This is a genomic window from Paenibacillus sp. Soil766 (genome assembly GCF_001428105.1).
Lineage (GTDB): Bacteria > Bacillota > Bacilli > Paenibacillales > NBRC-103111 > Paenibacillus_E.
Genome location: NZ_LMSJ01000003.1, coordinates 173,097 through 194,979 on the forward strand (window position 1 = coordinate 173,097; position 21,883 = coordinate 194,979).

20 protein-coding genes are annotated in these 21,883 nt (G+C 44.5%); 4 read left to right on the forward strand and 16 right to left on the reverse strand.

The features are described from left to right. Positions 1-5: 5 nt before the first annotated feature. The 11 genes from ASG89_RS03605 to ASG89_RS03655 all read right to left on the reverse strand — a co-directional run bounded on the left by ASG89_RS03605 (position 6) and on the right by ASG89_RS03655 (position 13,364). Positions 6-2,735 carry an alpha-mannosidase gene (locus tag ASG89_RS03605; protein ID WP_057308935.1) on the reverse strand — a complete coding sequence of 910 codons (2,730 nt, stop codon included), beginning with the start codon at positions 2,733-2,735 and terminating at the stop codon, positions 6-8. Next, positions 2,732-3,484, reverse strand: a complete 753-nt coding sequence (locus ASG89_RS03610) for a glycerophosphodiester phosphodiesterase (RefSeq protein ID WP_057308936.1) — start codon at positions 3,482-3,484, stop codon at positions 2,732-2,734. The genes ASG89_RS03605 and ASG89_RS03610 overlap by 4 nt, the downstream gene beginning before the upstream one ends. A gap of 111 nt (positions 3,485-3,595) precedes the next feature. Beyond that, positions 3,596-4,318, reverse strand: a complete 723-nt coding sequence (locus ASG89_RS03615) for a ThuA domain-containing protein (RefSeq protein ID WP_057308937.1) — start codon at positions 4,316-4,318, stop codon at positions 3,596-3,598. Positions 4,319-4,349: 31 nt separating this feature from the next. Further along, positions 4,350-5,411, reverse strand: coding sequence for a Gfo/Idh/MocA family protein (locus tag ASG89_RS03620; protein WP_082592694.1), 1,062 nt, complete (start codon positions 5,409-5,411; stop codon positions 4,350-4,352). A gap of 10 nt (positions 5,412-5,421) precedes the next feature. Continuing rightward, a complete protein-coding gene (locus ASG89_RS03625) occupies positions 5,422-6,468 on the reverse strand; it encodes a LacI family DNA-binding transcriptional regulator (RefSeq protein ID WP_057308939.1) in 1,047 nt (348 codons plus the stop codon). A 38-nt stretch (positions 6,469-6,506) separates the two neighbouring features. Beyond that, positions 6,507-7,076, reverse strand: a complete 570-nt coding sequence (locus tag ASG89_RS03630; protein ID WP_057308940.1) for an HAD family hydrolase — start codon at positions 7,074-7,076, stop codon at positions 6,507-6,509. Then, positions 7,069-8,085, reverse strand: coding sequence for an ABC transporter ATP-binding protein (locus ASG89_RS03635; protein ID WP_057308941.1), 1,017 nt, complete (start codon positions 8,083-8,085; stop codon positions 7,069-7,071). Before ASG89_RS03635 ends, ASG89_RS03630 begins: the two co-directional genes overlap by 8 nt. Next, positions 8,078-9,133 (reverse strand): ABC transporter ATP-binding protein, encoded by a 1,056-nt coding sequence (locus ASG89_RS03640; protein ID WP_057308942.1) that lies wholly within the window; start codon positions 9,131-9,133, stop codon positions 8,078-8,080. The genes ASG89_RS03635 and ASG89_RS03640 overlap by 8 nt, the downstream gene beginning before the upstream one ends. Before the next feature lie 23 nt (positions 9,134-9,156). Next, complete coding sequence (locus ASG89_RS03645; RefSeq protein WP_157276504.1) at positions 9,157-10,302, reverse strand: ABC transporter permease; 1,146 nt, start codon at positions 10,300-10,302, stop codon at positions 9,157-9,159. 3 nt (positions 10,303-10,305) lie between these two features. Continuing rightward, the gene (locus ASG89_RS03650; RefSeq protein WP_057308943.1) at positions 10,306-11,304 is read right to left on the reverse strand and encodes an ABC transporter permease; all 999 of its coding nucleotides are present in this window, start codon (positions 11,302-11,304) and stop codon (positions 10,306-10,308) included. Between the two features lie 89 nt (positions 11,305-11,393). Then, positions 11,394-13,364: an ABC transporter substrate-binding protein gene (locus tag ASG89_RS03655; RefSeq protein WP_235549583.1), complete on the reverse strand. Its 1,971-nt coding sequence runs from the start codon at positions 13,362-13,364 to the stop codon at positions 11,394-11,396. A 463-nt stretch (positions 13,365-13,827) separates the two neighbouring features. Here ASG89_RS03655 and ASG89_RS03660 point away from each other — a divergent pair, with 463 nt between their 5' ends. Next, positions 13,828-14,421, forward strand: coding sequence for a TetR/AcrR family transcriptional regulator (locus tag ASG89_RS03660; protein ID WP_057308944.1), 594 nt, complete (start codon positions 13,828-13,830; stop codon positions 14,419-14,421). Here the strand turns inward: ASG89_RS03660 and ASG89_RS03665 are convergent. Then, a complete protein-coding gene (locus tag ASG89_RS03665) occupies positions 14,418-15,059 on the reverse strand; it encodes a DUF2306 domain-containing protein (RefSeq protein WP_057308945.1) in 642 nt (213 codons plus the stop codon). The genes ASG89_RS03660 and ASG89_RS03665 overlap by 4 nt on opposite strands. A gap of 248 nt (positions 15,060-15,307) precedes the next feature. Beyond that, positions 15,308-15,601 carry an RNA polymerase alpha subunit C-terminal domain-containing protein gene (locus ASG89_RS03670; protein ID WP_057308946.1) on the reverse strand — a complete coding sequence of 98 codons (294 nt, stop codon included), beginning with the start codon at positions 15,599-15,601 and terminating at the stop codon, positions 15,308-15,310. Positions 15,602-15,821: 220 nt separating this feature from the next. Here ASG89_RS03670 and ASG89_RS03675 point away from each other — a divergent pair, with 220 nt between their 5' ends. Continuing rightward, positions 15,822-16,106 (forward strand): hypothetical protein, encoded by a 285-nt coding sequence (locus ASG89_RS03675; protein ID WP_057308947.1) that lies wholly within the window; start codon positions 15,822-15,824, stop codon positions 16,104-16,106. A gap of 184 nt (positions 16,107-16,290) precedes the next feature. On the opposite strand, the gene ASG89_RS03680 is transcribed toward ASG89_RS03675, so the two are convergent. Together ASG89_RS03680 and ASG89_RS03685 are read right to left on the reverse strand one after the other, a co-directional pair. Then, entirely contained in the window at positions 16,291-16,470 is a 180-nt protein-coding gene (locus tag ASG89_RS03680; RefSeq protein WP_057308948.1) for an aspartyl-phosphate phosphatase Spo0E family protein, read from the reverse strand. A 490-nt stretch (positions 16,471-16,960) separates the two neighbouring features. After that, entirely contained in the window at positions 16,961-17,797 is an 837-nt protein-coding gene (locus ASG89_RS03685) for an AraC family transcriptional regulator (protein ID WP_057308949.1), read from the reverse strand. A gap of 150 nt (positions 17,798-17,947) precedes the next feature. Between ASG89_RS03685 and ASG89_RS03690 the strand changes: the two genes are divergently transcribed. Continuing rightward, the gene (locus ASG89_RS03690) at positions 17,948-19,078 is read left to right on the forward strand and encodes a glycoside hydrolase family 105 protein (protein WP_063867661.1); all 1,131 of its coding nucleotides are present in this window, start codon (positions 17,948-17,950) and stop codon (positions 19,076-19,078) included. Here the strand turns inward: ASG89_RS03690 and ASG89_RS37435 are convergent. Then, positions 19,066-19,242: a hypothetical protein gene (locus ASG89_RS37435; RefSeq protein WP_157276505.1), complete on the reverse strand. Its 177-nt coding sequence runs from the start codon at positions 19,240-19,242 to the stop codon at positions 19,066-19,068. The genes ASG89_RS03690 and ASG89_RS37435 overlap by 13 nt on opposite strands. A 467-nt stretch (positions 19,243-19,709) precedes the next feature. Here ASG89_RS37435 and ASG89_RS03695 point away from each other — a divergent pair, with 467 nt between their 5' ends. After that, positions 19,710-21,860: a 5'-nucleotidase C-terminal domain-containing protein gene (locus ASG89_RS03695; RefSeq protein ID WP_057308950.1), complete on the forward strand. Its 2,151-nt coding sequence runs from the start codon at positions 19,710-19,712 to the stop codon at positions 21,858-21,860. The last annotated feature ends 23 nt before the right edge of the window (positions 21,861-21,883 follow it).

The window sequence follows — 21,883 nt, forward strand, 5'->3', positions numbered from 1 at the left end:
ATAAATTATCGATGAATACCGATCGTCACAATTTCACATGGGCCAACCGACAAATGAATGTGATCATTAGATTCAGCTTCGATGCGTGAACTGTGCTCTTCGCTGATTGAACTCCTGTAGAACTCGTTATATGAAAGGTTAGTACTGAGCTGCAAGCTTGCCTCTTCGTTGCTCATGTTGTACCACCGCAGCAGCAAATCGTCTGTTCCTTCCTTCATTTTCATAGAGGAAAATGCCATCTCACGCCCTTCCCACTGGAAGGGGGCAAACGAAGGTGAAATCCTTCCAGGATGGGAATCTGTCTGGCAGGATGTCCATGGAATTTGGAACTGATAGGCTCCCGCGTAAGCGCCCGACTGAATTCCATCCCCATGATGTGGAAGGACAGTCATTCGAACTGTGTGTTCCCCCAGACATTGTGCTTCTGGCGTTGGGAACAAGCCCCAGTCGCCAAGCTCACCAACTGCTCGAAGCAGCGTTATCGCAACCGTATTGCGGCCGTCACGCAGAACCTCGTATTCGTTCAGTCCTAAATTGGCGATAACTAAGCCTGCCCCAGCCTCACTTATGTCAACGAATGCCTGCTGATGCTGCGTGTTGCTTGGATTCTGCCATTCTACCGCTGGTTCATTGTCCCTCTGCGGGATTTCAAACATCGTGTCGACACGGTGAACCTGCGTGATCACATCCGTTGGGAAGAGCATCCGCAAACGATGGTCCTTCGCTTGGTTGTTAAAGGCAGCTGTTATCTCTACTCCTTGCCCTCTGCGGCTCAAGCTGATAACCGTGCGGATCTGCATGGGCACCATGTGCATCGACCGCTGTGCTTTTCGAGTCCCGAAGTAGCTCAAATTCCGCTGCTCTTCCTCTAGCATAGCGTCTGCTGATGCAGGCACTTCCCACTCATGCACGATTTCAATGGATGCTTGGTATGGCGTATCTTCTATTACCCGAATTTGCGCAGCCACCTCATAGGTCGTTCGCGGTGTTTCACCATCCGGCTGTTTGTACATGTATTCATTGCCGATATCCCCTGTATTCTCATAGATGCCTAAATCCCGATAGACACGGCCATTCGTCTTGTCAGTTAAGTGGAAAGAACCGTTTGGGCTGACCTCAATCTTGATCGTCTCATTTTCCAACACTCGGTCTCCAGCTAATAACGAGGAGTCAGGCATCCCCGCCTCATGTTCCACCCATGCATAAGCTTTCAGCCCTAATGCGGGCACTTGCTCCGCTTCAAAGGTAAGCTTCACTTTGCGGCACATATAAGGTTGACGGAACTTATCTTCCGGCAAATCATAGCCAAACTGTAGACCGAGATCTTCATAAGTACACGGAATGACATTCGCGTGTTCATCCATCAGCGTCATGCCTGACAGATCCATGGCTAGGATGACTTCGCTTGCTTCCTCAGGTGTACATCCATCACGGAAGTAAACGCGTAAGGCCTCCAGTTCGATGGTTATGACTCCGCTGCGTTCCCAACCGGACGTGTTCATAACCACGAATGGCAGCGCATTTGCTCCTATGCTGGCAAAGCCCGATGTATCGATCATGACTGCAATAGCTCGCTTGCTTTCATCGATGATCGCTTCCGCCACATGCCGACTTTTCTCAAACCGCGTGACCATCTCTCGGTGCACTTCATCGATCGAGCATCCGCATATGCTGTCATGCGGATGATTTTGCATCAATGTTTTCCACGAATAGGTAATTAGATGATGCGGGTATGTCTCCTGGGCTCCAAGTACGTGCGCCAAAGCGGCCAAAGGCTCTGCCACCTTTTCCAACATCGCTTGGCCTACCTGGTTCATTTGTTTCAAATAAACACGGGCAGAAGCGGTGTTCACGAGCGTATTCCAACCATCTGTACGTTGGCTGCGAAGCTCACCTTTTATAGTGGAAAGCTCCTGGGTTATGGAACGCTCAACAGCTTGCACATAATCCATAAAGTTGGCATGAATAAAGGCTGTATCTGGATAGAGCTCGCGCGCAACTTGGAGTGCATCGGACAAATCCAATTGAATCGGCTGATGGTCACAGCCGTTCATGAAGAGCAATTCGCCCATCGACGCATATTTCTCCGCATCCGCCAGCTTCTGCTTCCAGTACATCTTCGCTTCATCGCGATCAACAGGAATCTCCCATCCATTGTTATACCAATTGGCAAATAAAATGCCGAGTACCTGAGAACCATCCGGTCCTTCCCACATCAACTCCGAGAAGGAAGATTCGTAATCACCGTCAGACACCGTATTATTAAACCCCGTCGGCTTAACACCACGACCAAAGAATACATTCATAATCCCGAACTGCCGCATCAATTGCGGGGTCTGCCCTACCAGACCGAAGGTATCGGGAAAGTAGCCAATTTTCGATACAGGCCCATATTTCATCGCGTCTTGGTGCCCAATCTGCATATTTCTTACATTGGCCTCACCGCTGGTTAAGAAGGCATCCTGCAGGATATACCAGGGACCAATCATAATCCGGCCGTCCCTAATCAACCGGGATAATCGCTCCTTCTGATCGGGTCTAACCTGCAAATAATCCTCAAGAATGATCGTTTGTCCGTCTAAGAAAAAACTGCGATAATTCGGATCCTGATCCAGTTTATTCAGCAGCTCATCCACGAGTTTGACGAGACGCACATGATGCTTTTCATAAGGTAAATACCATTCCCGATCCCAATGGGTATGGGAAATGATATGAGCTGTTCGCTTTGAATTCATCCTCTAGCTCCCTCCCTGACTTGCACCAAAGCCGAGATATTACGAGAAGTGATCGACCCAACACCCATCTCCATAAAGTGCTTCATCTCCGCTTCTGTATTGACCGTCCAGATGTAGACATCCAACTCATGGCGGGCTGCTGCTTGAAGGAGCTCTGGCTCTACAACACGATAATTCACATTGAGACCAAAACAATTCGCGCTCAAAGCGTGCTCGCAACTGACTTGGACTGCCTCCATGTAATTTCCTGTTTGAAATAAGGAAGTATCTACGTTCAGCAGTTTGCGTAATCGTGGATTGATGCTGTTTACATAGTGGGCTCTTATGGACTCACATCCGCTTAGGATGACCCCCTCGAATAGTCCGTTTATGTCAACGAATCGGGAAATAGGCTCAACGCAGCCATCCGATTTAATATCCAAATTGATTGTCTTGCCTGAGGCTAGCAAGATCGGCATAACGGATGCCAATGATAAGATCCGAATGGTCTCAACAGGTGACCCGTTATGGGCTTTGATAGCCAACTGACTCAATTCCCCATAGCTCATTTGGGAAATCCGATATTCGGTTCCATCTACAGTGTAAACGTTGTCGTCGTGAGCAAGCACAAGGACCCCATCCGACGTGATCAAGATATCTTCTTCCACGATATCTGCCCCGCTAAGAAGCGCCGTTTCTATGGAAAGCAGACTGTTATCTGGTGTGCCCATACACCCCGTGTGTGCAGTAAGTAATGGATATGTCTTCATTAAATCTCACCTCAACTAAGAATCATAGTTGTGAATTTCATGCCTTGTACGGGACTGAATTCGCAAACCAAACAGCTTCTTTCAACATGAAAGAAGCTTTTATCCACGAACTCACGACTTCCTAATTTCTTCAAGCGGCGCGTGATGACCATAGAATGTTTTTTCCCTTTGAATCGGGGCTGTCCATTTCACAGCATTGGCAATGACACGCTGCACATCTTTATTGTGGTAGGTAGGATACGTCTCGTGACCTGGACGGAAATAAAAGATTTTCCCTTGGCCTCGACGATACGTGCATCCGCTGCGGAACACCTCTCCCCCCTGAAACCAACTGACAAGGATTAATTCCTCTGGTGTAGGGATATCGAAATGCTCTCCGTACATTTCTTCCTCTTCCAAATCGATGTAAGGTCCAATCCCCTCTACGATGGGATGGGACGGATCCATAACCCACAGTCGCTCTTTCTCATCCGCTTCTCGCCATAGCAAATCACAGGAAGTGCCCATCAATTTGCGGAACAATTTGGAATGATGTCCTGAGTGAAGTACGATCAGCCCCATACCCTCATGTACACGTTTACAAATGCGATCAACGACGTTATCCTGAAAGCCTTTATGTTCAACATGTCCCCAATAAATCAGAACATCCGTCTGATCCAGCTTTTCTTGGGTTAATCCATGCTCAGGTTCATTGAAGGTTGCACAACTAATTTCAAAGCCATCCTGACTTATTCCATCAGCAATAGCTCCGTGCATGCCTTTGGGATAAATCCGCGCAACCTCTTCTTTTCTCTGCTCCTGAAGGAATTCATTCCAAATCGTTACTCTGATCATACGAGCCCTCCCTTATGCTAGTCGAAAGCATTTATAAGCTTCTCGTTACGCCGTCTTGCGCTGAATCTATGATGGCTTGCAGCACTTGTTGGTTACGGTAACCATCGATGATCGTCGGAAGCGAAGCAGAGTGCCTTTGCTCTAAATAATCTACAAAATCCTGCAGCATTGGCTTCACCGATTTCGTATCCAAGTGAATGACGGACTCGGTCAGTTGTAGATTGTCACCCGATCTGAGTGTCAAATGAACCTCATTCGGCTTTTCGACTGACATTCGGACCGTTCCCAGATCACCAAATAAGGTGACGTTGAATTGATTACCCGTACCAATCGCATTTTTATGGGTATAAAAGGACCCCATCACGCCGCCTTCTAATACACACTGGAAGCCAGTAAAATCATCCACATCAACTTCGGCGTATTCCCCTGTTCGTTTATCCAATCGGCGATCTGTGAATGTGGCCATCATACCTGACACCTGCGTAAATTCGCCTACAAAAAAGCGTGCCGCATCCACCATATGCGAGCCTATATCCGCTAATATGCCGGAACCTGCCATGGCTTTATTAAATCGCCATGTGTACTCTTTGTTAAACATTGGCGCGTTTTCCTCTTGCAAATAATGCGCAGCGATATGCCGGATCCGGCCTAAAGCACCGTCCGTAACAAGCTGTTTCACATATTGGAAGCAAGGTCTATACCGATACGAGAAGCCGATCATGCATGGTACCGGATTTGCGTCATACAACTTTAGTAAGTCATCCGCCTCTTCCATTGTTCGGGTAAAGGGCTTCTCCGAAAATATCGGTTTACCGCATGCAATCGCCGCTTTCAAGATGTCACAATGGAATTGATTAGATACGCCAGAAATAATGAAGTCGATGTCAGGATCAGCGATGATGGCTCGATAATCCGTGTATCGCTTCTCAGCTGGCAAATTCAAACGCTCCCCGACCTGTTCCACCGCTTTCGCATTCACATCACAGATGGCGGCAACGCTTGTATTGGTGATTTTCGCAAGATTGTTCATATGGTAATCGCCGATCCCGCCAAGGCCAATAATGCCTACGTTCCATTGTTTAACGCTCATCATGTTCGCTCCCTTATTTGCGATCTTCCTCGTGATCAATCGTCGAGACTGAATTTCGCTCTATAATTTTGCCTTCAACAATGATATTTTCATCATAATTTCCTTGCAGCACGCCTAATTGATGCATTAACAATCGGACAGATTGCGCACCTAATTCGGATGGCTGCAAATCCATGCTTGTCAAAGACGGGTTCGATTGCACCATCATTGAGTTATCTCCGCAGATCACAAATAAAGAGACATCCCCAGGTACACTTAGATTAAGATCCTTAATGGCATTAAGAACACTGAATGCGGTGCGATCATCATCGGCAATAATGGCGGTTACTTTTTTCTGCTGCTGACCGATAATATCGATCGTCTCTTCATAGCCATAATCCATATAATCACTTGAGTTCAGCTCCGGTTTATGATGAATCATGTGCTCCTTCACATCTAGCCCACGAACCTTCATGGCCTGAATGAAGCTAGCTTTCCGATCAATCGATACGGTCATATGCTCATTCGCATTCAAAAACATAATATCTTTATGGCCTTTGCCGACTAAATACTCGCAAATATTGGACATCATCTGTACATTATCGTTATCTACGCTTGTAGAATGCTCTATGTTTTCATTCATCACATGACCTACCGTCACAAAAGGGATCTGTCCCATATGCATGAGGTTGATACGTTCATCATTGGCTGTAGGCCTCATCACAACAGCACCATCTATCGGATAACTCGTCAAGAATGGCGTTTTCACCTCATGGACAGGAATAATATCTAACAGAACCCTATACCCATAATAAGCTGCTTCCAGAATGACCCCATTGATAAACTGCGTATGAAATGCGCTAAAGAAGAAGCTGCCGTGCGGTATGGTTAAGCCGATGGCCATCGTTTTCTTCGTAACCAAGCTTCGCGCAGTATGATTAGGGACATAATTTAACTGTCTAGAAACACTCATCACACGCTCTCTGACTTCGTTGCTTGTCGGTCTTTTTTGGCTAAAGACATTAGAAACTGTCCCTTTTGAGACATTCGCCAGCCTTGCAACATCATCAATTTTTGCCATCTTCGGGTAAACATCCCTTCGTTACAATGTCCGTTTATTCATTCCAATTGTGCATTAAGCTTCTCGACCAAGTCAATTAAATCTACCGGATTGCTAATGGTATAAGATGGCCTTTGGCTTTCGTCTTCATGCACCTTCGGATATCTTGGCGTCCAGCTCAAGAAAATGCTCGTAATCCCCATTTGATTCGCGCCTTTGACGTCTCGGCTTAGGTTGTTACCGACCATGACAATTCTTGAGCAGTCCTGCTCAGTCAGTTCTAACGCACCCATCGCGGCTTTAAACATACGAGGGCTTGGTTTCGAGTCCTTAATCGTTTCTGAATATATCATCGTCGTAAAATAATCATATAAGCCATGATCTGTTAGCATATTTTTGAACGATTGTGCTCTCCCGTCAGCTACAAGAGCTAGTATATAGCCACGTTCGGCAAGTGTCCTCACCATCCTATCCGCCCCAGGAATCAAATCCGCTTTAATCACAATATCATGGTCATCTCTAATTTCGGTTCCTTCATCAATGATGGTATCTCCACAGTCTAGGAAAACAATCAACTTCTTCGCATTGGGATCAATCGCTATATGATCTTTCGTTGTTGGTTTACTCATTTACGACACCTCTTAGGTTTAGTTGATCAGCATAATGACAAGCTGCGTAATGTTTGTTACCTAAATCCTGCAGCTGCGGTTCTTCCTTCACACATTTGTCGGTCTTATACATACACCTAGGATGAAAATGACAGCCGCTCGGAGGATTAGCCGGATTCGGCACTTCACCTTCGAGAATGATTCGGTCCTTCTTATAATCGGGATCAGGCTCAGGTACGGCCGACAGAAGCGCCTCTGAATACGGATGCTTAGGTGTTTGAAATAGCGAATCAACAGGTGCTAACTCGACTATCCGCCCCAAGTGCATCACCGCCACACGGTCAGAAATATTTTGTACGATAGATAAATCATGCGAGATGAAAATATACGTAATCTGAAGCTGCTGCTGCAGATCCTTCAGCAAATTAATAATTTGCGCTTTGATCGAAACATCCAAGGCCGATACCGCTTCATCGCAGACGATGAGTCGAGGCTGGGAAATAAGTGCCCTCGCAATCGCGATACGCTGTCTTTGCCCTCCGGAGAAGGCATGCGGATACCGCTTGAGGTAGCTGACATTCAAGCCTGTTTTTTCAGCGATTAAGGTCACTTTCTCATCCAGTTCCGCTTTCGTTAGCTTAAAGTTGGCGAGCAGCGGCTCGGAAATAATGTCATACACACTCATTCTCGGACTTAGTGAGGAATACGGATCTTGAAAGATCATTTGAATATTTTTTCTATATTTCTTGAACTCTTTACCTCGAAGACCTAAGAAATCAACTTGCTCTTCGCCTTCTGTATGGTAAATCACTTCCCCAGACGATGCGTTCATTCCCCTGACAATACAACGACCTAGTGTCGTCTTCCCACAGCCCGATTCACCAACAATACTTAGCGTCTCTCCCTCCATAAGGTCAAAAGAAACGTTGTTCAACACACGAACGGAGGAAGGCTTACTGAACAACTTATTTTTGTCTTTCACTTCAAAATTTTTGGTTAGATTGTTTACTTTTAAAATAGGTTTAGACATACGTTTTCTCCTCACCTTCACCCTTGTAAAGAAAACATCTAACCATATGGTTGTCGGATATTCGCGTTTTCGGCACAGCTTGTGTGTTGCATACCCCTTCGATCCGATCCTTGCAACGATCATAGAATCCGCACATTGGCGGCATATCGATGGGCATCGGAACGGTCCCTTCGATCGATTCTAACCGTTTATTTCGGTTGCCAGCTAACTTCGGCATCGAATTGAGCAAGCCTTTGGTATAGGGATGTTTGGGATTTTTAAAAATTTCACCTACGGTAGATTGCTCCACAATCTTCCCTAAATACATGACTGCGACTTCATCGCACATCTCTGCAATGATGCCTAGATCATGCGTGACCAACAGTATCGCCATGCCGAACTCTTGTTGAAGTCCCTTCATCAGCTCCATCACTTGGGCTTGAATGGTCACATCGAGCGCGGTCGTAGGTTCATCGGCAATTAACAATTCCGGATTACAGGATAAGGCCATGGAGATCATCGCCCGTTGACGCATACCTCCAGAGAATTCATGCGGGTACTGGTCAAATCTTTTCGCTTCATCCGAAATGCCCACTTTACTTAACATTTCAAGCGCAATTTTCTTCGCTTCTTTCTTATCCTTCGTCCGGTGAATGAGGATGGATTCCATGATCTGATTGCCAATCGTATACATCGGTGAAAATGCCGTCATCGGCTCTTGAAAGATCATCGCAATCTTGCGACCGCGAATGGAACGAATCTGTTTGCCCCTTGTATCTAGCGAAAGCAGGTCCAGCTTGTTGAGCGCCTTCTCCGACGTAGAGTGATAAACAATTTTGCCGGAAGTTTCGCACTCTTTTGGATTAATGGAGATAATGGCTCTACTCGTTAAGCTTTTCCCACAGCCAGACTCGCCAACAAGCCCAAGTGTTTTTCCTTTTTTTATATCAAAATCAACGCCATCTACGGCCCTCATTTCCCCATTATCCATCTGAATACGAATCTTGAGGTCTTGAACGGACAGTAGGGGTAGTTCGGATTGTGAATCAATAACAGCTTCTAATGTCATGACATTCCCCGCCTTACCTTGGTTTATTTCTTGTAGGGATCGGCTGCATCACGCAATCCGTCGCCTAGAAAGTTAAACGTTAATACGGTAACAATGACGAATCCGAGAGGGATTAACTTCCATGGATACAAAGCAATATTTTCAATTTGTTGAGCTTCCTGAAGGAGTACCCCCCAACTTGTAGCTGGAGAACGTATCCCGAGCCCTAGGAAACTCATGGCCGTCTCGCCAAGAATCATACCTGGGATTGCTAATGTCGTCGCCACAACCAAGTAGGAGATAAATCCAGGCAAGAGATGCTTGATAATGATTTTTGCGTCACTCACACCTGCTATTTTGGCTGCAAGCACATATTCTTCATTTTTTAACGAGATGAACTTTCCTCTAGCAACCCTCGCTAAATCCGTCCAACCAATAAATGCAAAGATGATGACGATATACAGATACATGGTCACTACGGGAACACGGGCTGGTATTGCAGCTGATAAGGCCATCCATAGAGGAAGCGTCGGAAAGGAACGAATGATTTCAATAAACCGCTGAATAACTGAATCAATCCATCCTCCGAAATATCCGGATATTCCGCCGATAAATAAACCAAGGACAAAACTTATGAATACGCCAATGAGAGGGATACTTAGTGAAATTTGACTACCAAGGACGACACGCGATAATAAATCTCTGCCCATTCCGTCTGTACCAAACATAAATATACGACCAGGTTCATCTACGCCAAAAAGGTGGGTAGTCGTTGAGAATAAGCCCAGAAATTTATAGCTCTCACCTTTTACAAGAAAACGTATCTGATGGCGTGCACTCTCATCCTGAACGAAAACCTTACGGAGTGTCACAGGATCTCTGCCTGACTTCAGCTCATTGACATAAGGTATGATATGAAAATGGCCTTCCGAGTCCTTGAAGCTCAATTTCGTTGGAGGGGCGTTGACATATTTGCTGTCGTAGCTTTCTAAACTATAGGGTGCAAGAAACTGAGCAAAGATCGCCGCTATGTAGAATACAGCCAAAATAATTAAACTGACACGAGCTAATTTATGTTTTTTCAACCTGCGATAAATAAGACGCCACTGTGAGCTGTAGTAGACATCGTTGTTTGGGGGCCGCTTGAATCTGGTCGATAGTTGTTTTCCTATTGATGTCATTGGTTTCATAGGTCATACACCTCTGAATGCCGTGCGAATTTTGGGATCGAGCCATGCCAACAATATATCCGAAATCAAGGTACCTACAACTGTTAACACTGCCATAAACAATAACCATGTACCTGCCAAATACATATCTTGGGCTAGTAAGGCGTTATACATGACTGGACCTTGAATAGGTAAATTCAGAACAATCGCCGTAATTGTCGAACCTGTAAAAATGGACGTTAATGACCATCCAAGCGTACTTACGATGGGATTGAGCGCAGCGCGCGTCGGATACTTCAGTAAGATTTTCGTTTCTGATAAGCCTTTCGATCGTGCCGTCACCACATTCGGCTTATTCAATTCGTCCAGCATTTGCCCCCTCATCACTCGAATGAGCTCTGCTGTATTCGCCAAACCAATGACAATAACCGGGATAATCATATGCTTCAGCAAGTCAAGAACTTTACCCATTGACCATGCGCTGCTGGCGTATTCATTTGAAAACAGACCTAACAACGGATCACCAAAATACACATAGGACAGATACATGAGAATGATCGCCATCAAAAAGTGAGGTGTAGCCATGCCAAGGAAACCGAATGCAGAGAAAATATAATCACCAATCGAATATTGCTTTACTGCACAATAGATCCCGATTGGTATCGCCACCGCGTACGTAAATACCATCGTTGCCAGAGAGACGATCAGCGTTAACGCCATATATTGCGAGATCACATCCATAACAGGCCTGTTAAAACTAAACGAATATCCGAAGTTAAAATCAGTGAAAATGTTTTTCATCCATACCGTATATTGGATAAACCAATGTTGATCTAATTTCAAGGCCGATCTCATTTCGGCAATATCTTGTTGTGTCATGATCTCACCTGCCGCGGACATCTTCGCCGCATAAGATGAAACGTAGTCACCAGGTGGCAACTGAATGATATAGAAGACAATAACGGATATAACAAAAACGACGGGTATGACCAAAACAATTCTTTTTAAAATATATTGGAGCATCTCGATCCTGTCCTCTCCGGTTAATTCGATGTCCTCTTGAAACGCATACTGGGGAAATTGACTTTCCCCAGTATGTCGTTCACAGCGACCTATTGTTTGATATAGAATTGAGAAGGATGTCCATGGCCTAAGCTGCGGAATTCATCGGCAAAAATTAAATTCTTAGGCACGTTGCCCATCTTGTTTGAGACAACAATCAGATTTGGTGTTGGGCCCGTATAACCAATCAGCCATTGATTCTTTTGATTCAGTTTAATGATTTCATTGCTCCACTTCGTAATATCTTCCTTAGTTGTCGATGATTTAACTTTATTCCAGTAATCCATAATTAACGCGATGTCACCTTCCGGTTTAACTCCCTCTTTGCCATTGGAAGACGTATACAAGCCATAATTTCCAAGCCATGGTGTTAATACGCGCAGCGGTACAAGTGTATCCGGTCTAAAAGCTACATTGACAAGCGAAATATTTTCTGTCGTTGCTGCAATCTTATTTGCGTATTTGAGATCATTATGCGTGCCGGCATCTACAACTTTGACGTCTACCTTTAGACCCACTTTTTCATAATATTTTTTGACCAATTCCAAGAAAGTTGCCGTATTCGTCGTGTTCTCAGTAACCGTAATGGTTAAATCAGAACCATCCGCGTTTAAACGGAAATTGTTTTTATCACGTTTCGTCAGACCAAGTTCATCCAGAAGCTGATTCGCACGTGCTTGATCAAATTTACTCCATTGATCCGCCCAGCCTTTTTGGTAGCCAACCAAGCCTTCGGGAACGGAAGCTTGTATAGGTGCCCCTAATCCGTTCGTAACAATTTCTGAAATCTCTTTGCGGTCGACCGCAACAGAAACAGCTTCTCTAAATTTAATGTCTTGGAACAGTTTACGAAGATTAGGATCAGCAATGGTTTGATTAAATTGAAGACCCGTACTTGACCAAGCTGCTGTTGTCCAAGCCAATACACTGTAGCCTGCTTTTTTCTCATTTTCTTTGAGTACCGTGAAATCTTTAAAATCAAAACCAAGCAGATTATAATCACCAGCTAATGCGCCAAGAACTCTTTGTGCTGGATCCTGAACTTTGGTAGCAACGATACGGTCCATATAAGGCAGTTGATTTCCAGCGCTATCCACTTTCCAGAAGTAAGGATTGCGTTCCATAATAAATTGATCACTATTCGGATCGTTTTTAGCCACCCAAGCTCTTAAGGTTGGGATTTGCGGGTTAACCCAATAATAATAGCCCGTTGCTACCAAGAACGATTTCACATCTGCAAAGCCCCATTGCTTCGCAATTTCAAGCGCCTTCGCCTCACCTACGAATTCAGGCAATATCGTTTTTTGGAAATGTGCTGGTGCAAAGAACCATTTATTATCGATGGCAACGCGCTCCAGAAATTGTACGCTAGGATACTTATGAGTAACTTTAAAGGTGAAATCATCCACTTTGGTCACTGTGGCTAAAGCCTTTTCTCCCGATACAGGATCGACGGAGTAATAGGCATCATAAATTTTCTTGCCGAAAGTCTCTTTCGTGAGCATATGCTCCCAATAGAAAATGACATCGTCAGCTGTAAAAGGCACACCATCTGACCATTTCATGCCTTTTCTCAAATGGATCGTGAATTCAGTTGAGTCTTTGTTGACTTCATAGCTTTTGGCAACGTTAGGCTCAACCGCACTTCCGTCCTTATTAAAACGAAATAACGCCTCCTCCGTAGGTTGACCAACAGCCCAACGATCATTAGGTCCACCCCAAGGCATTTTCCAGTCACCGCCGTATTTGCCAATCTCATCTGTTACCTTTTCGACCATAATATCTTCTTTAGCCGGCATCCGTTCAGCTACTGCTTTAAGCGTTCCTGCACTTACAAGCTTAGTTAACATCGGAGCTTCTTTGTATCCTTCTATCTTTGTAGGCGCTGATGCAATTGGACCCGATGTCTCCTTCACAACTGCTGTACTTGCTTTTGGACCTTCACTTTCACTCTCACAAGCTGCAAAAACAACTGCAAAAATCAACATCATCATCGCCATAAACAACCTGTTCTTCTGCAAGCCAATCCCCTCCATGGTTTTAAAGTATTATACGGGTACTTCAATATTCCTTAGCTCTTAACTGGATATTGGTTCCCTTCACCTCCAAGGTAAAATAACTTTAAACCGGTTTAAAAAGGAAATTAAACTTATCGAGTTGTATGTGGTTAAACCGTTTTAATAGAAATTGTAAGCGCTTTAAACATGGTATGAACTACTTCTACAAATTATGTAAACTTTCATATTCGATTGTGTTAAACCGGTTTAATACAATTTATTGTAAGCGCTTGCTTCCCTTTATTTGTATCTTACATCGGATTTAAATCCTTTGCAATCATTTTTTTGGAAGAATATAGGATGCCATTTGGGGGGTTACTTGCCTTCATACAAGTGGAGCTGTGAACGGGTGATCAGGTGAGTTTTGATGTGTTATCGTGCTATAATTATTCTAAAATTGTCAGTTTCGCTAGAAAGGAATTCTCCCATGCGCAAAGGTGAACAAACGAAGCTCCGAATCATTGAGAAATCGGCTGTTCTATTTAACGATAAAGGGTATACAGGCACGTCGATGCAAGATATTATGGACGCCACTGGCTTAACCAAAGGAGCGATCTATCGCACCTTCACCAGCAAGGACGAAATTGCGATTGAAGCTTTCCAATATGCTGGACAAGTCTTATGGCAGCATTTCTCAGCAGCAATCGAACTTCAGGACACAGCAATCGGCAAAATTGCAGCCATGTGCGATGTGTACCGTGACACCGTCCATAACCCTCCGATACAAGGCGGATGTCCTTTCTTAAATACAGCGGTCGAAAGCGACCATTCCTTCCCGGTTCTTCGAGATCACGCTGCCCTGGCGTACACGCAAATGCTGGGGTTCATTCAATCCTTGCTGGCTCAAGGGGTTAGTAATGGAGAATTGCAACCGGAGATGGAATTGGAATCTGTGGCTTCTTTTATATTCTCAACCATTGAAGGCGGCATTATGTCCAGCAGGCTTACGAAGGACAATCGTCATGTCGCTTATGCCATGCAACATATTGAACGGCTGCTCTTGACCTACAAGGCTCTTTAGCACATTGTGCTAGATTTTCTAAAAACAGTTCGGATAACAATCTCAGCAGCTGCTATCAGGCAGATGATAGATCCATATACAGCAATTGTGTAGCTAGTTGTATACGCAAGCCCGACCCCATCATGGAGCAGCGAAGTAATGGCATGAATCGTGAGATTTGTAAAAACGAAAGCATAGCTTCTCGTCATCCACTTGCGATGTTGATTAACCTGTTTATTCTTGATCTTAACGATGGCAATGATCGTCAGAACCAGCCACACAATATTCATTAAATTAAATCCCATGCTGCTCGCTTTCCCACCTGTCGCATAGGGCGCCATATAACCGGAAGTGACGTCAACGATGAGCACGGACAACAAGTAGAAATAACCGTTCATACGGTGGAATTTACGATACTTTTTTAAGATGGCCGTAGAGAAATTAACAGCCCCCGAGATCATAGCCATACATGCGAAAATGACGTGTATATTCATCACTTTTAGCCAGATTTCCGTATGTAATACACGTTTGAGCGTTGCTTTATGGCTTAGAAAAGCGGTTGCTTGCGGATCCTGAACAAAGTTGGTGTACAAGACATACACGATAAATATAACTGTAATTGACAACATCAATAAGTAAGCCTTTTTACTAGTGGACATACCTTCATCCTTCCCTAATTTGTGCGCTAGCCTGCGATGGCCGACGGGACTGCTCTTTGAAATTTATACTTTCTATTACGTCAAAAAACCGAACCGTACGGTCTTTTTTATTATAATATAAAACATATCTTTTCTCCTATTCAATTGTTACAAAACTAGGTCAGCACGCCCCCTACAAACACTCTGCACAAAAAGCGACCTCCTCATAGAAAGGGGCCGCATCGATTTGCTCGGTGTGCTACCATAGATTAACTTCTGAATGACAGTCCATTCGTCTGCAAAGCTGCTCGAAGTTTAGGTAACGAACCTGGACCCATGCCGTGATATTTTAGAATCTCAGCTTCGCTGTAGTTGGATAGCTCTAACAAAGTCGTAATGCCATTGTTCTCCAGAGCTCGCCTGGCCGGTGCTGAGAGTGTTGAAAGAAACCCGGATTCAGGCTTCAGCTCTTGTTCGCAAGTCGGGCAGGTCGGACAGTCGGTACTCTTATAGTACTTGTGTCCTTTGTTGCAAATTCTTAACGTTTTCTGCGAGACAGCCAATCGTCAATCTCCTTCCTCCATGTAAACAGTGATGGATGCAGGCATTCGATATCTTTTTAACTATTTTACCATAAACGGAATGCTTTCATCCTTCTGACCTATGGGCATCTATGCTAATTTCTCTTGTAGTAAAAGATAGAAAAGTATACACTTTTCTATGGATGATAGTTTTCCTTGGTGTTAGATAAAATGAACGAGACTATGGGGAGGCAACATAACGATGGCACATACAGCCGAAATTAAAAGAGTACAATCCTTGCTCCGCCATGCACAGCAACTATCTGGTGGCAACCAAGCGGATGAAAGAATTAAGAGCTTGAGCAGCAGACTAGAAGCGCTTCAACAACTTGCGGGTGAGCATGCAGCTCCAAGCGAGAATGAAAGCGACAGCATTGAGGCAGAAGTAAGTGAAGTGATTGAAGTGAACGAAGAAGTAAATGAAGATGCGAATGATGAAGTCGCTGCAACCGAAGAACAACCTGTTCCAGATTCACAAAATGAGTAGCTTATCGTTATGAATGCCTTAGCATGTCCTAGGTTTCTAGTAGGCTGACCTGTCGTAGATTCTTCTACTTCAAGTCAGCCTACTTTATTGCCAAAAAAACAAAAAAGCACGCTCACAACCTAAGCGCACCCCCCAACTCCTATTTTTAATTTCTTTTTCTAACATGACGCGGCCAAGGCTAACCTTAACTAATTAGCTTTAATTTTGCTTTTTTGAGAATAAGCTTCTGGTATAGCACAATGTATCTATCTAACATCTGGCTAACGGATACGACTTTCTCATGTGTCAGGCTACCATTGATCACCGCTTGATTGATCATTTCGAATCGCAGGCTGTCAATTTTTTCTTGAAGTTTTGATTCCATCGTATCCATCTCCGTTCTAGTTATATTGATTAGTTAGTTGGCCTATATCTGTATAGTAAATCAATACTATTAGATTAATATTAGAAAATGTTGGTGAGAGTATTAGTTTATTGTGGTGAAACACAGCATTTCTCATAATCAACCGTTATCCGGCAAATCGATCTCCGGCTCAATCGCCTAAATCTGCTTCTAGGTAGGATCAGCCACGGCCAGGCTTCATTCGGAGTCGGTCATCATCAGGACAATGGATGTCTGACGAAATTGGTCTGAAATAACGGGAGAAAATCCAGTTATTTTGCAAAATGCTATGATTTCGCTTGAAATAGCTGTAGGAAATCCAGTTATTCGCTTGGTCAGGATGCCCTGTGGTTGGCGCTGATGCGTCTGCTACACTCTACACGAGCACCAAGAGCAACGCCTAACCACAAAACACAAAGCGTATAAATTCTGAACTTTAAAAAAAGCATTCACCGAAAGAGGTGAATGCCTTTTACTTGACCTTCCTATAATACAACGGAGCATGTCCCGTCACTAATTTGAACACTCTGCCAAAATGCGTTACACTCCCGAAGCCAACTTTCTTGGCAATCAAACTAACTTTCATGGAGGTTTGTTCCAGCAGCTTTTTCGCTTCCTTAATTCTGACACTATTCAAGTATTCCACGAACGTAAACCCCGTCGCTTCTTTGAAAAACCGGCTTAGGTAATAGGGACTGACATAAAATTTCTCCGCCAGCAGATGCAGCGGCAGCTCTTGCATGTAATGGGTGTTCATATAACGAACAACCTCCAAGATTCGCTCGTGCATGGCACTAGGAGGTTCCAGCAGTTCCAGCGCATTTTGTTTGGCATGGCGACAGCAAATAATAAGCATCTGCAGCACTAACGTCTGCGCAAACATCTCGAAGCCAGGCTTCTTCTCCTGCATCTCCTGCATAATGCTTTGCGCAACCGACTCGATAGCAAGCTTGTCTTGCAGCGGACATTTGATGATCAAGTAGGCATGCTCAAAAAGGGGCTGAAATATGTCTCGATAAGCATTATTTACCGATGCCATATAGCTTTCATGAATATTCACGATGAGCCGCTCGTGCTTGGGCATTTCGGTGTTGGTGGTCCGATGAAGGATATTCGGAGAGATGATGACGATATCCCCCTCGTCAATGATCATCGTCCTGTCCTTTATAAAAAAAGTCCTTTTGCCGGACATCAAATAGAAAATTTCATAGGTGCTATGAAAATGGTTGACTGGCATATTGTGACTTAACGCCTTCCGATAGGATATAGAGAAGGAACCCTCACGGTTATTGAATTGAAAATCGCCCATCCTCATCTCCGCCTCTCATCTGACTTGCCATTTATTATACGCCTCTGCCGTTAGACTGCAAGATATAAGAAGAAATTCTATATTTGCGCAAAAAATGTACATATTCCTCTGCTAAGATAAGCTTAGTAGATTGAAGGAGGAATAACAAAGATGCAAACTTCAGAAAACAACATCCAAATCACTAACATGAAACAAGACACACTAACGCCCATCCAATGGGCGGAGAAGGCCTGTGAAGCGTTAATGGCCAAATTTGAACCCGAACAGCTTCCCCCAGACCGTTTCCACTATCATCAGGGTGTTTTCCTCTCAGGTATGGAGAAATGCTGGCGAGAAACTAACGATGATAAATACTATACGTATATTAAACGGTGGGTAGACAGTCAGATTCTTGCTGACGGCAGCATCAAAAAATATAATCCCGAAGAACTGGATGACATTCAACCTGGCGTGCTGCTCTATAACCTGTATGAGCAAACTAGCGATGAACGGTATAAAAAAGCCTTGCACACATTGGTTCCCCTTCTAAAATCATGGAAAACCAATCCATCCGGTGGTTTCTGGCACAAGGAGCGATATCCGAATCAAATGTGGTTGGATGGACTGTATATGGCTGGACCGATTGCTGTTCAATTCGGTGAAACCTTCGGCGAAGCCGAATATTTTGACATGATGACCTATCAGGCAATTCTCATGGAGAAGCATACCAAGGACCCTAACACTGGCCTGCTGTACCATGGGTGGGATGAAACCAAAGCTGCTGTTTGGGCTGATCCTGTAACAGGCTTGGCTCCAGAATTCTGGGGACGCGCGATCGGCTGGTACCCCGTTGCATTACTGGAAATGTTCGAATACCTTCCTGCGGACCACAAGGATAAAGCTGAGTTGACGAGCATCCTTCAAGACCTGCTCATCGCTTTGATCCCCTATCAGGATGCTGCCACAGGTTTATGGTATCAAGTTGTGGACAAAGGAGACATTTCGGATAATTGGCTCGAAAATTCCTGTACCGCACTGTATGTGCATGCCATTGCCAAAGCCGTGCGATTCGGTTATTTGGATGCTAAGTATTTGACCTATGCGTGGAAAGGATATCAAGGGGTCATTGATACACTGAAGTTTGATGAGAACGGTCATGTGATCATTGGCCAGATCTGTATTGGTACGGGGATCGGAGACTACGCCCACTACATCGCACGTCCTACAAGCGAGAACGATTTGCATGGTGCTGGCGCCTTTATTCTTATGTGTGTCGAAATGAGCTTAGCTCAGAGCGTGTAATAAATAAACCAGTTAGCATCCCATTGTGCAGATGCTAACTGGTTTTTTGCTGGTGCATCCGCTGCTATACTTGTAAATTTGGCCGTGGACAGGGGGCCCGCGGGATGCGTGGGAAGCGCCGCATGCGGGATGCGGACGCTCGGAGGTGCTAGTACTCTACTCAACTTGTATTAACTGGAAAATGTACAGCTATTTTCGAGGAATTACCTCGAAAAAATTGATTTAACTGTAAAACATGTAGGTAAAACAGCCTCTTTTGTTCGAATTGGCTAAAATGGTTGAAATTAACTGTACGTTATCCAACTAATCTGCGTTTGAATGAATAACCCCTAAATTTAACTGTAGAAAATCCATTTATTCACCTGGCGCACAGGAGATCTACGAAACTTCCCTCCGATCAAACTCACCATTCTGTCTGAGCAATCATATCTCTATCTCTATCTCTATCTCTATCTCTATCCTCCACTATCCCCGTACGAGCTAAGAGGTTGCAGTCTTTACTGGAAGTTAAGTTTTTCACTACATAAAATAACAATAATTTCTTTACTTCTCAAAATCTAGCATTCCCTTTATACTAATAGATGGGTTATTAACCATAGTTCTATTACTTTGGAGGAGGAATTATTAACACATGAAAAAAACATTTACTACTCGCTTTACTGCTCTTGCTCTTGTGGCGGTTCTTACAAGCTCCTTCGCTAGCAGCCTAGCATTTGCCGAAACAAGTGCACCCTCGACACCTGTTTCAATGAAATCAGATATGCGTCTCGCCATTGATAACGGCGTTGTGGAAGGCTACGGTGATACAGACTACCGTGGCGCAAATATCGCTACTCGCGCTGAAGTGGTAACCATGGTTAATCGTGCTGCCAAGCTGCAAAGTGCAGATGCTAGTAATGTTACTTTCACGGACCTTGCGACTTGGCAAAAGCAAGCAGTTGCGAATGCCGTTGCAGCTAAACTGATTAGCGGCTTTGCTGATGGTACATTTCATCCGAATGCTGCCGTAACTCGTCAAGAGCTTGCTGAGTTAATCGTGAAAGTCGTAACTGGCGGCCAACTGCCACAAGTAAATGAGAATGTGTTGAACTACTTCAAAGACTCCGCATCCATCGCGAAAGACTCCCGCCATTATGTCGCTTATGCCGTCATTAGCGGAATTTTCACACCTACCCTCGACGGTAACTTCAACCCTACTGCTGAAGTAACGCGTGATGAAGTAGCTAAGGCGCTTAAGCCTATTTTATTTAAAGTGGTTGATATTTTAACAACGAACGATATTCACGGTAAAATCGAAGTCGGCTTCGATAAAAAGCGCAATCAAAGTCAAGGCGGTATCGAAACATTTGGCGGCATCGTCTCCGATTTCCGTGCTGTAAATCCCAAAGGAACAGTCGTTGTGGACGGCGGTGACGCTTGGCAAGGTACGCTGATTTCCAATACAACGAATGGCCAATCCGTAATGGATACGATGGCGCAAGTGCAATATGATGCTGCAGCTATCGGAAATCATGAATTCGACTTCGGTCGCGATGTTCTAATCGATAATATTAAGAATGCTAAATTCCCTATCCTTGGAGCTAATATTATTGATGATCAAACAGGTAAACGCGTTGACTGGACACAGCCCTATGTGATTGTTGAAAAAGAGGGGCTGAAAATCGGCATCATCGGCTTCGCAACACCACAAACGAAAACTACAACGAAATCAACGAACATCGAAGGCCTTTCCTTTGTAAATCCAGTTCCTTTGGCCAAAGAATTGTCAGCTGAGCTTCGTGCTAAAGGTGTTGATATCATCATGGTTACCTCCCACCTCCCAGGTGAGCAAAACCAGAAATCCGCTGAAATCATCAGTGAGCTTGCTGATCTTGCAAAAGGTACTGGGAATGGCACATTAGATGCCATTGTTGGTGGTCACTCCCACATGCGTGTTGCTGGAATTGTAAATGGTATTCCCGTAGTTGAAGCTCAAAGCTGGCTTTACGCGGTTGGGCATATTCAACTTTTTGTAGACAAATCAACCAAGCAAGTCGTTTCCTCCAATGCAAGCTTGCTAGAAACCTATACGAACCTAACGACAGCTGACGCGGGCATTCACCAGACGGTTGAAGAGTATAAAGCCAAAATTTCGGGGAAATCCGGTGAAGTAGAAGTCGTAGTTGCAGAGCCGCTAAATCGTAAATCTTTCCGCTTTGAAGCGAATGGCGGGGCTGATCGTGACGGCGCAACACAGTTAGGCAACAGCATCACAGATGCGATGCGCGCTTCTGAGAAGTCCGATATTGCTTTCACGAATATTGGCGGTATTCGCACGGATATTGACAAAGGTGAGCTAACCTACAGCGAAATGTTCGAGGTGCTCCCTTTTGGCAATTACAATGTAACGGGTACAATGACTGCTGCACAAATCAAAAAAGCACTCGAAGTCACAGACAAATATACAAGTCTCCCAGCTATTCAATTCTCAGGACTGAAGGTCGAATGGGATAACACAAAGCCACTTGGTGAGAAATATTCCAAAATCACTTTGGCAGATGGCACTCCGATCTATGTCGATGGCAAGTTGAATACAGACCGCACGTTCAAAGTAACAACCAATGATTTCATGGCTACTGGCAGTGGCGATGGCTTTACGGTATTTGGTGAAGTGAAGGATTGGAAAGACGGATCCATCATGCTGGACGCTTGGGTGAATCGCGTCAATTCCCTGAAGGCGGCTGGTAAAGAGCTGTCTGTACAAGACGATGGTCGCGATGTGCGTTTGGATTTGAAGAAATAAATAAAAAAGACCTTTTGTCCGCA

Excerpts from the sequence above, each read along its gene's own strand:
- ASG89_RS03685 (WP_057308949.1), bottom strand. The coding sequence starts at position 17,797 with ATGGGCGATTTTCAATTCAATAACCGTGAGGGTTCCTTCTCTATATCC.
- ASG89_RS03640 (WP_057308942.1), bottom strand. The coding sequence starts at position 9,133 with ATGACATTAGAAGCTGTTATTGATTCACAATCCGAACTACCCCTACTG.
- ASG89_RS03620 (WP_082592694.1), bottom strand. The coding sequence starts at position 5,411 with ATGATGAGCGTTAAACAATGGAACGTAGGCATTATTGGCCTTGGCGGG.
- ASG89_RS03690 (WP_063867661.1), top strand. The coding sequence starts at position 17,948 with ATGCAAACTTCAGAAAACAACATCCAAATCACTAACATGAAACAAGAC.
- ASG89_RS03635 (WP_057308941.1), bottom strand. The coding sequence starts at position 8,085 with ATGTCTAAACCTATTTTAAAAGTAAACAATCTAACCAAAAATTTTGAA.
- ASG89_RS03680 (WP_057308948.1), bottom strand. The coding sequence starts at position 16,470 with ATGGAATCAAAACTTCAAGAAAAAATTGACAGCCTGCGATTCGAAATG.
- ASG89_RS03665 (WP_057308945.1), bottom strand. The coding sequence starts at position 15,059 with ATGTCCACTAGTAAAAAGGCTTACTTATTGATGTTGTCAATTACAGTT.
- ASG89_RS03650 (WP_057308943.1), bottom strand. The coding sequence starts at position 11,304 with ATGCTCCAATATATTTTAAAAAGAATTGTTTTGGTCATACCCGTCGTT.
- ASG89_RS03605 (WP_057308935.1), bottom strand. The coding sequence starts at position 2,735 with ATGAATTCAAAGCGAACAGCTCATATCATTTCCCATACCCATTGGGAT.
- ASG89_RS03615 (WP_057308937.1), bottom strand. The coding sequence starts at position 4,318 with ATGATCAGAGTAACGATTTGGAATGAATTCCTTCAGGAGCAGAGAAAA.
- ASG89_RS03610 (WP_057308936.1), bottom strand. The coding sequence starts at position 3,484 with ATGAAGACATATCCATTACTTACTGCACACACGGGGTGTATGGGCACA.
- ASG89_RS03695 (WP_057308950.1), top strand. The coding sequence starts at position 19,710 with ATGAAAAAAACATTTACTACTCGCTTTACTGCTCTTGCTCTTGTGGCG.
- ASG89_RS03630 (WP_057308940.1), bottom strand. The coding sequence starts at position 7,076 with ATGAGTAAACCAACAACGAAAGATCATATAGCGATTGATCCCAATGCG.
- ASG89_RS03660 (WP_057308944.1), top strand. The coding sequence starts at position 13,828 with ATGCGCAAAGGTGAACAAACGAAGCTCCGAATCATTGAGAAATCGGCT.
- ASG89_RS03625 (WP_057308939.1), bottom strand. The coding sequence starts at position 6,468 with ATGGCAAAAATTGATGATGTTGCAAGGCTGGCGAATGTCTCAAAAGGG.
- ASG89_RS03675 (WP_057308947.1), top strand. The coding sequence starts at position 15,822 with ATGGCACATACAGCCGAAATTAAAAGAGTACAATCCTTGCTCCGCCAT.
- ASG89_RS03645 (WP_157276504.1), bottom strand. The coding sequence starts at position 10,302 with ATGAAACCAATGACATCAATAGGAAAACAACTATCGACCAGATTCAAG.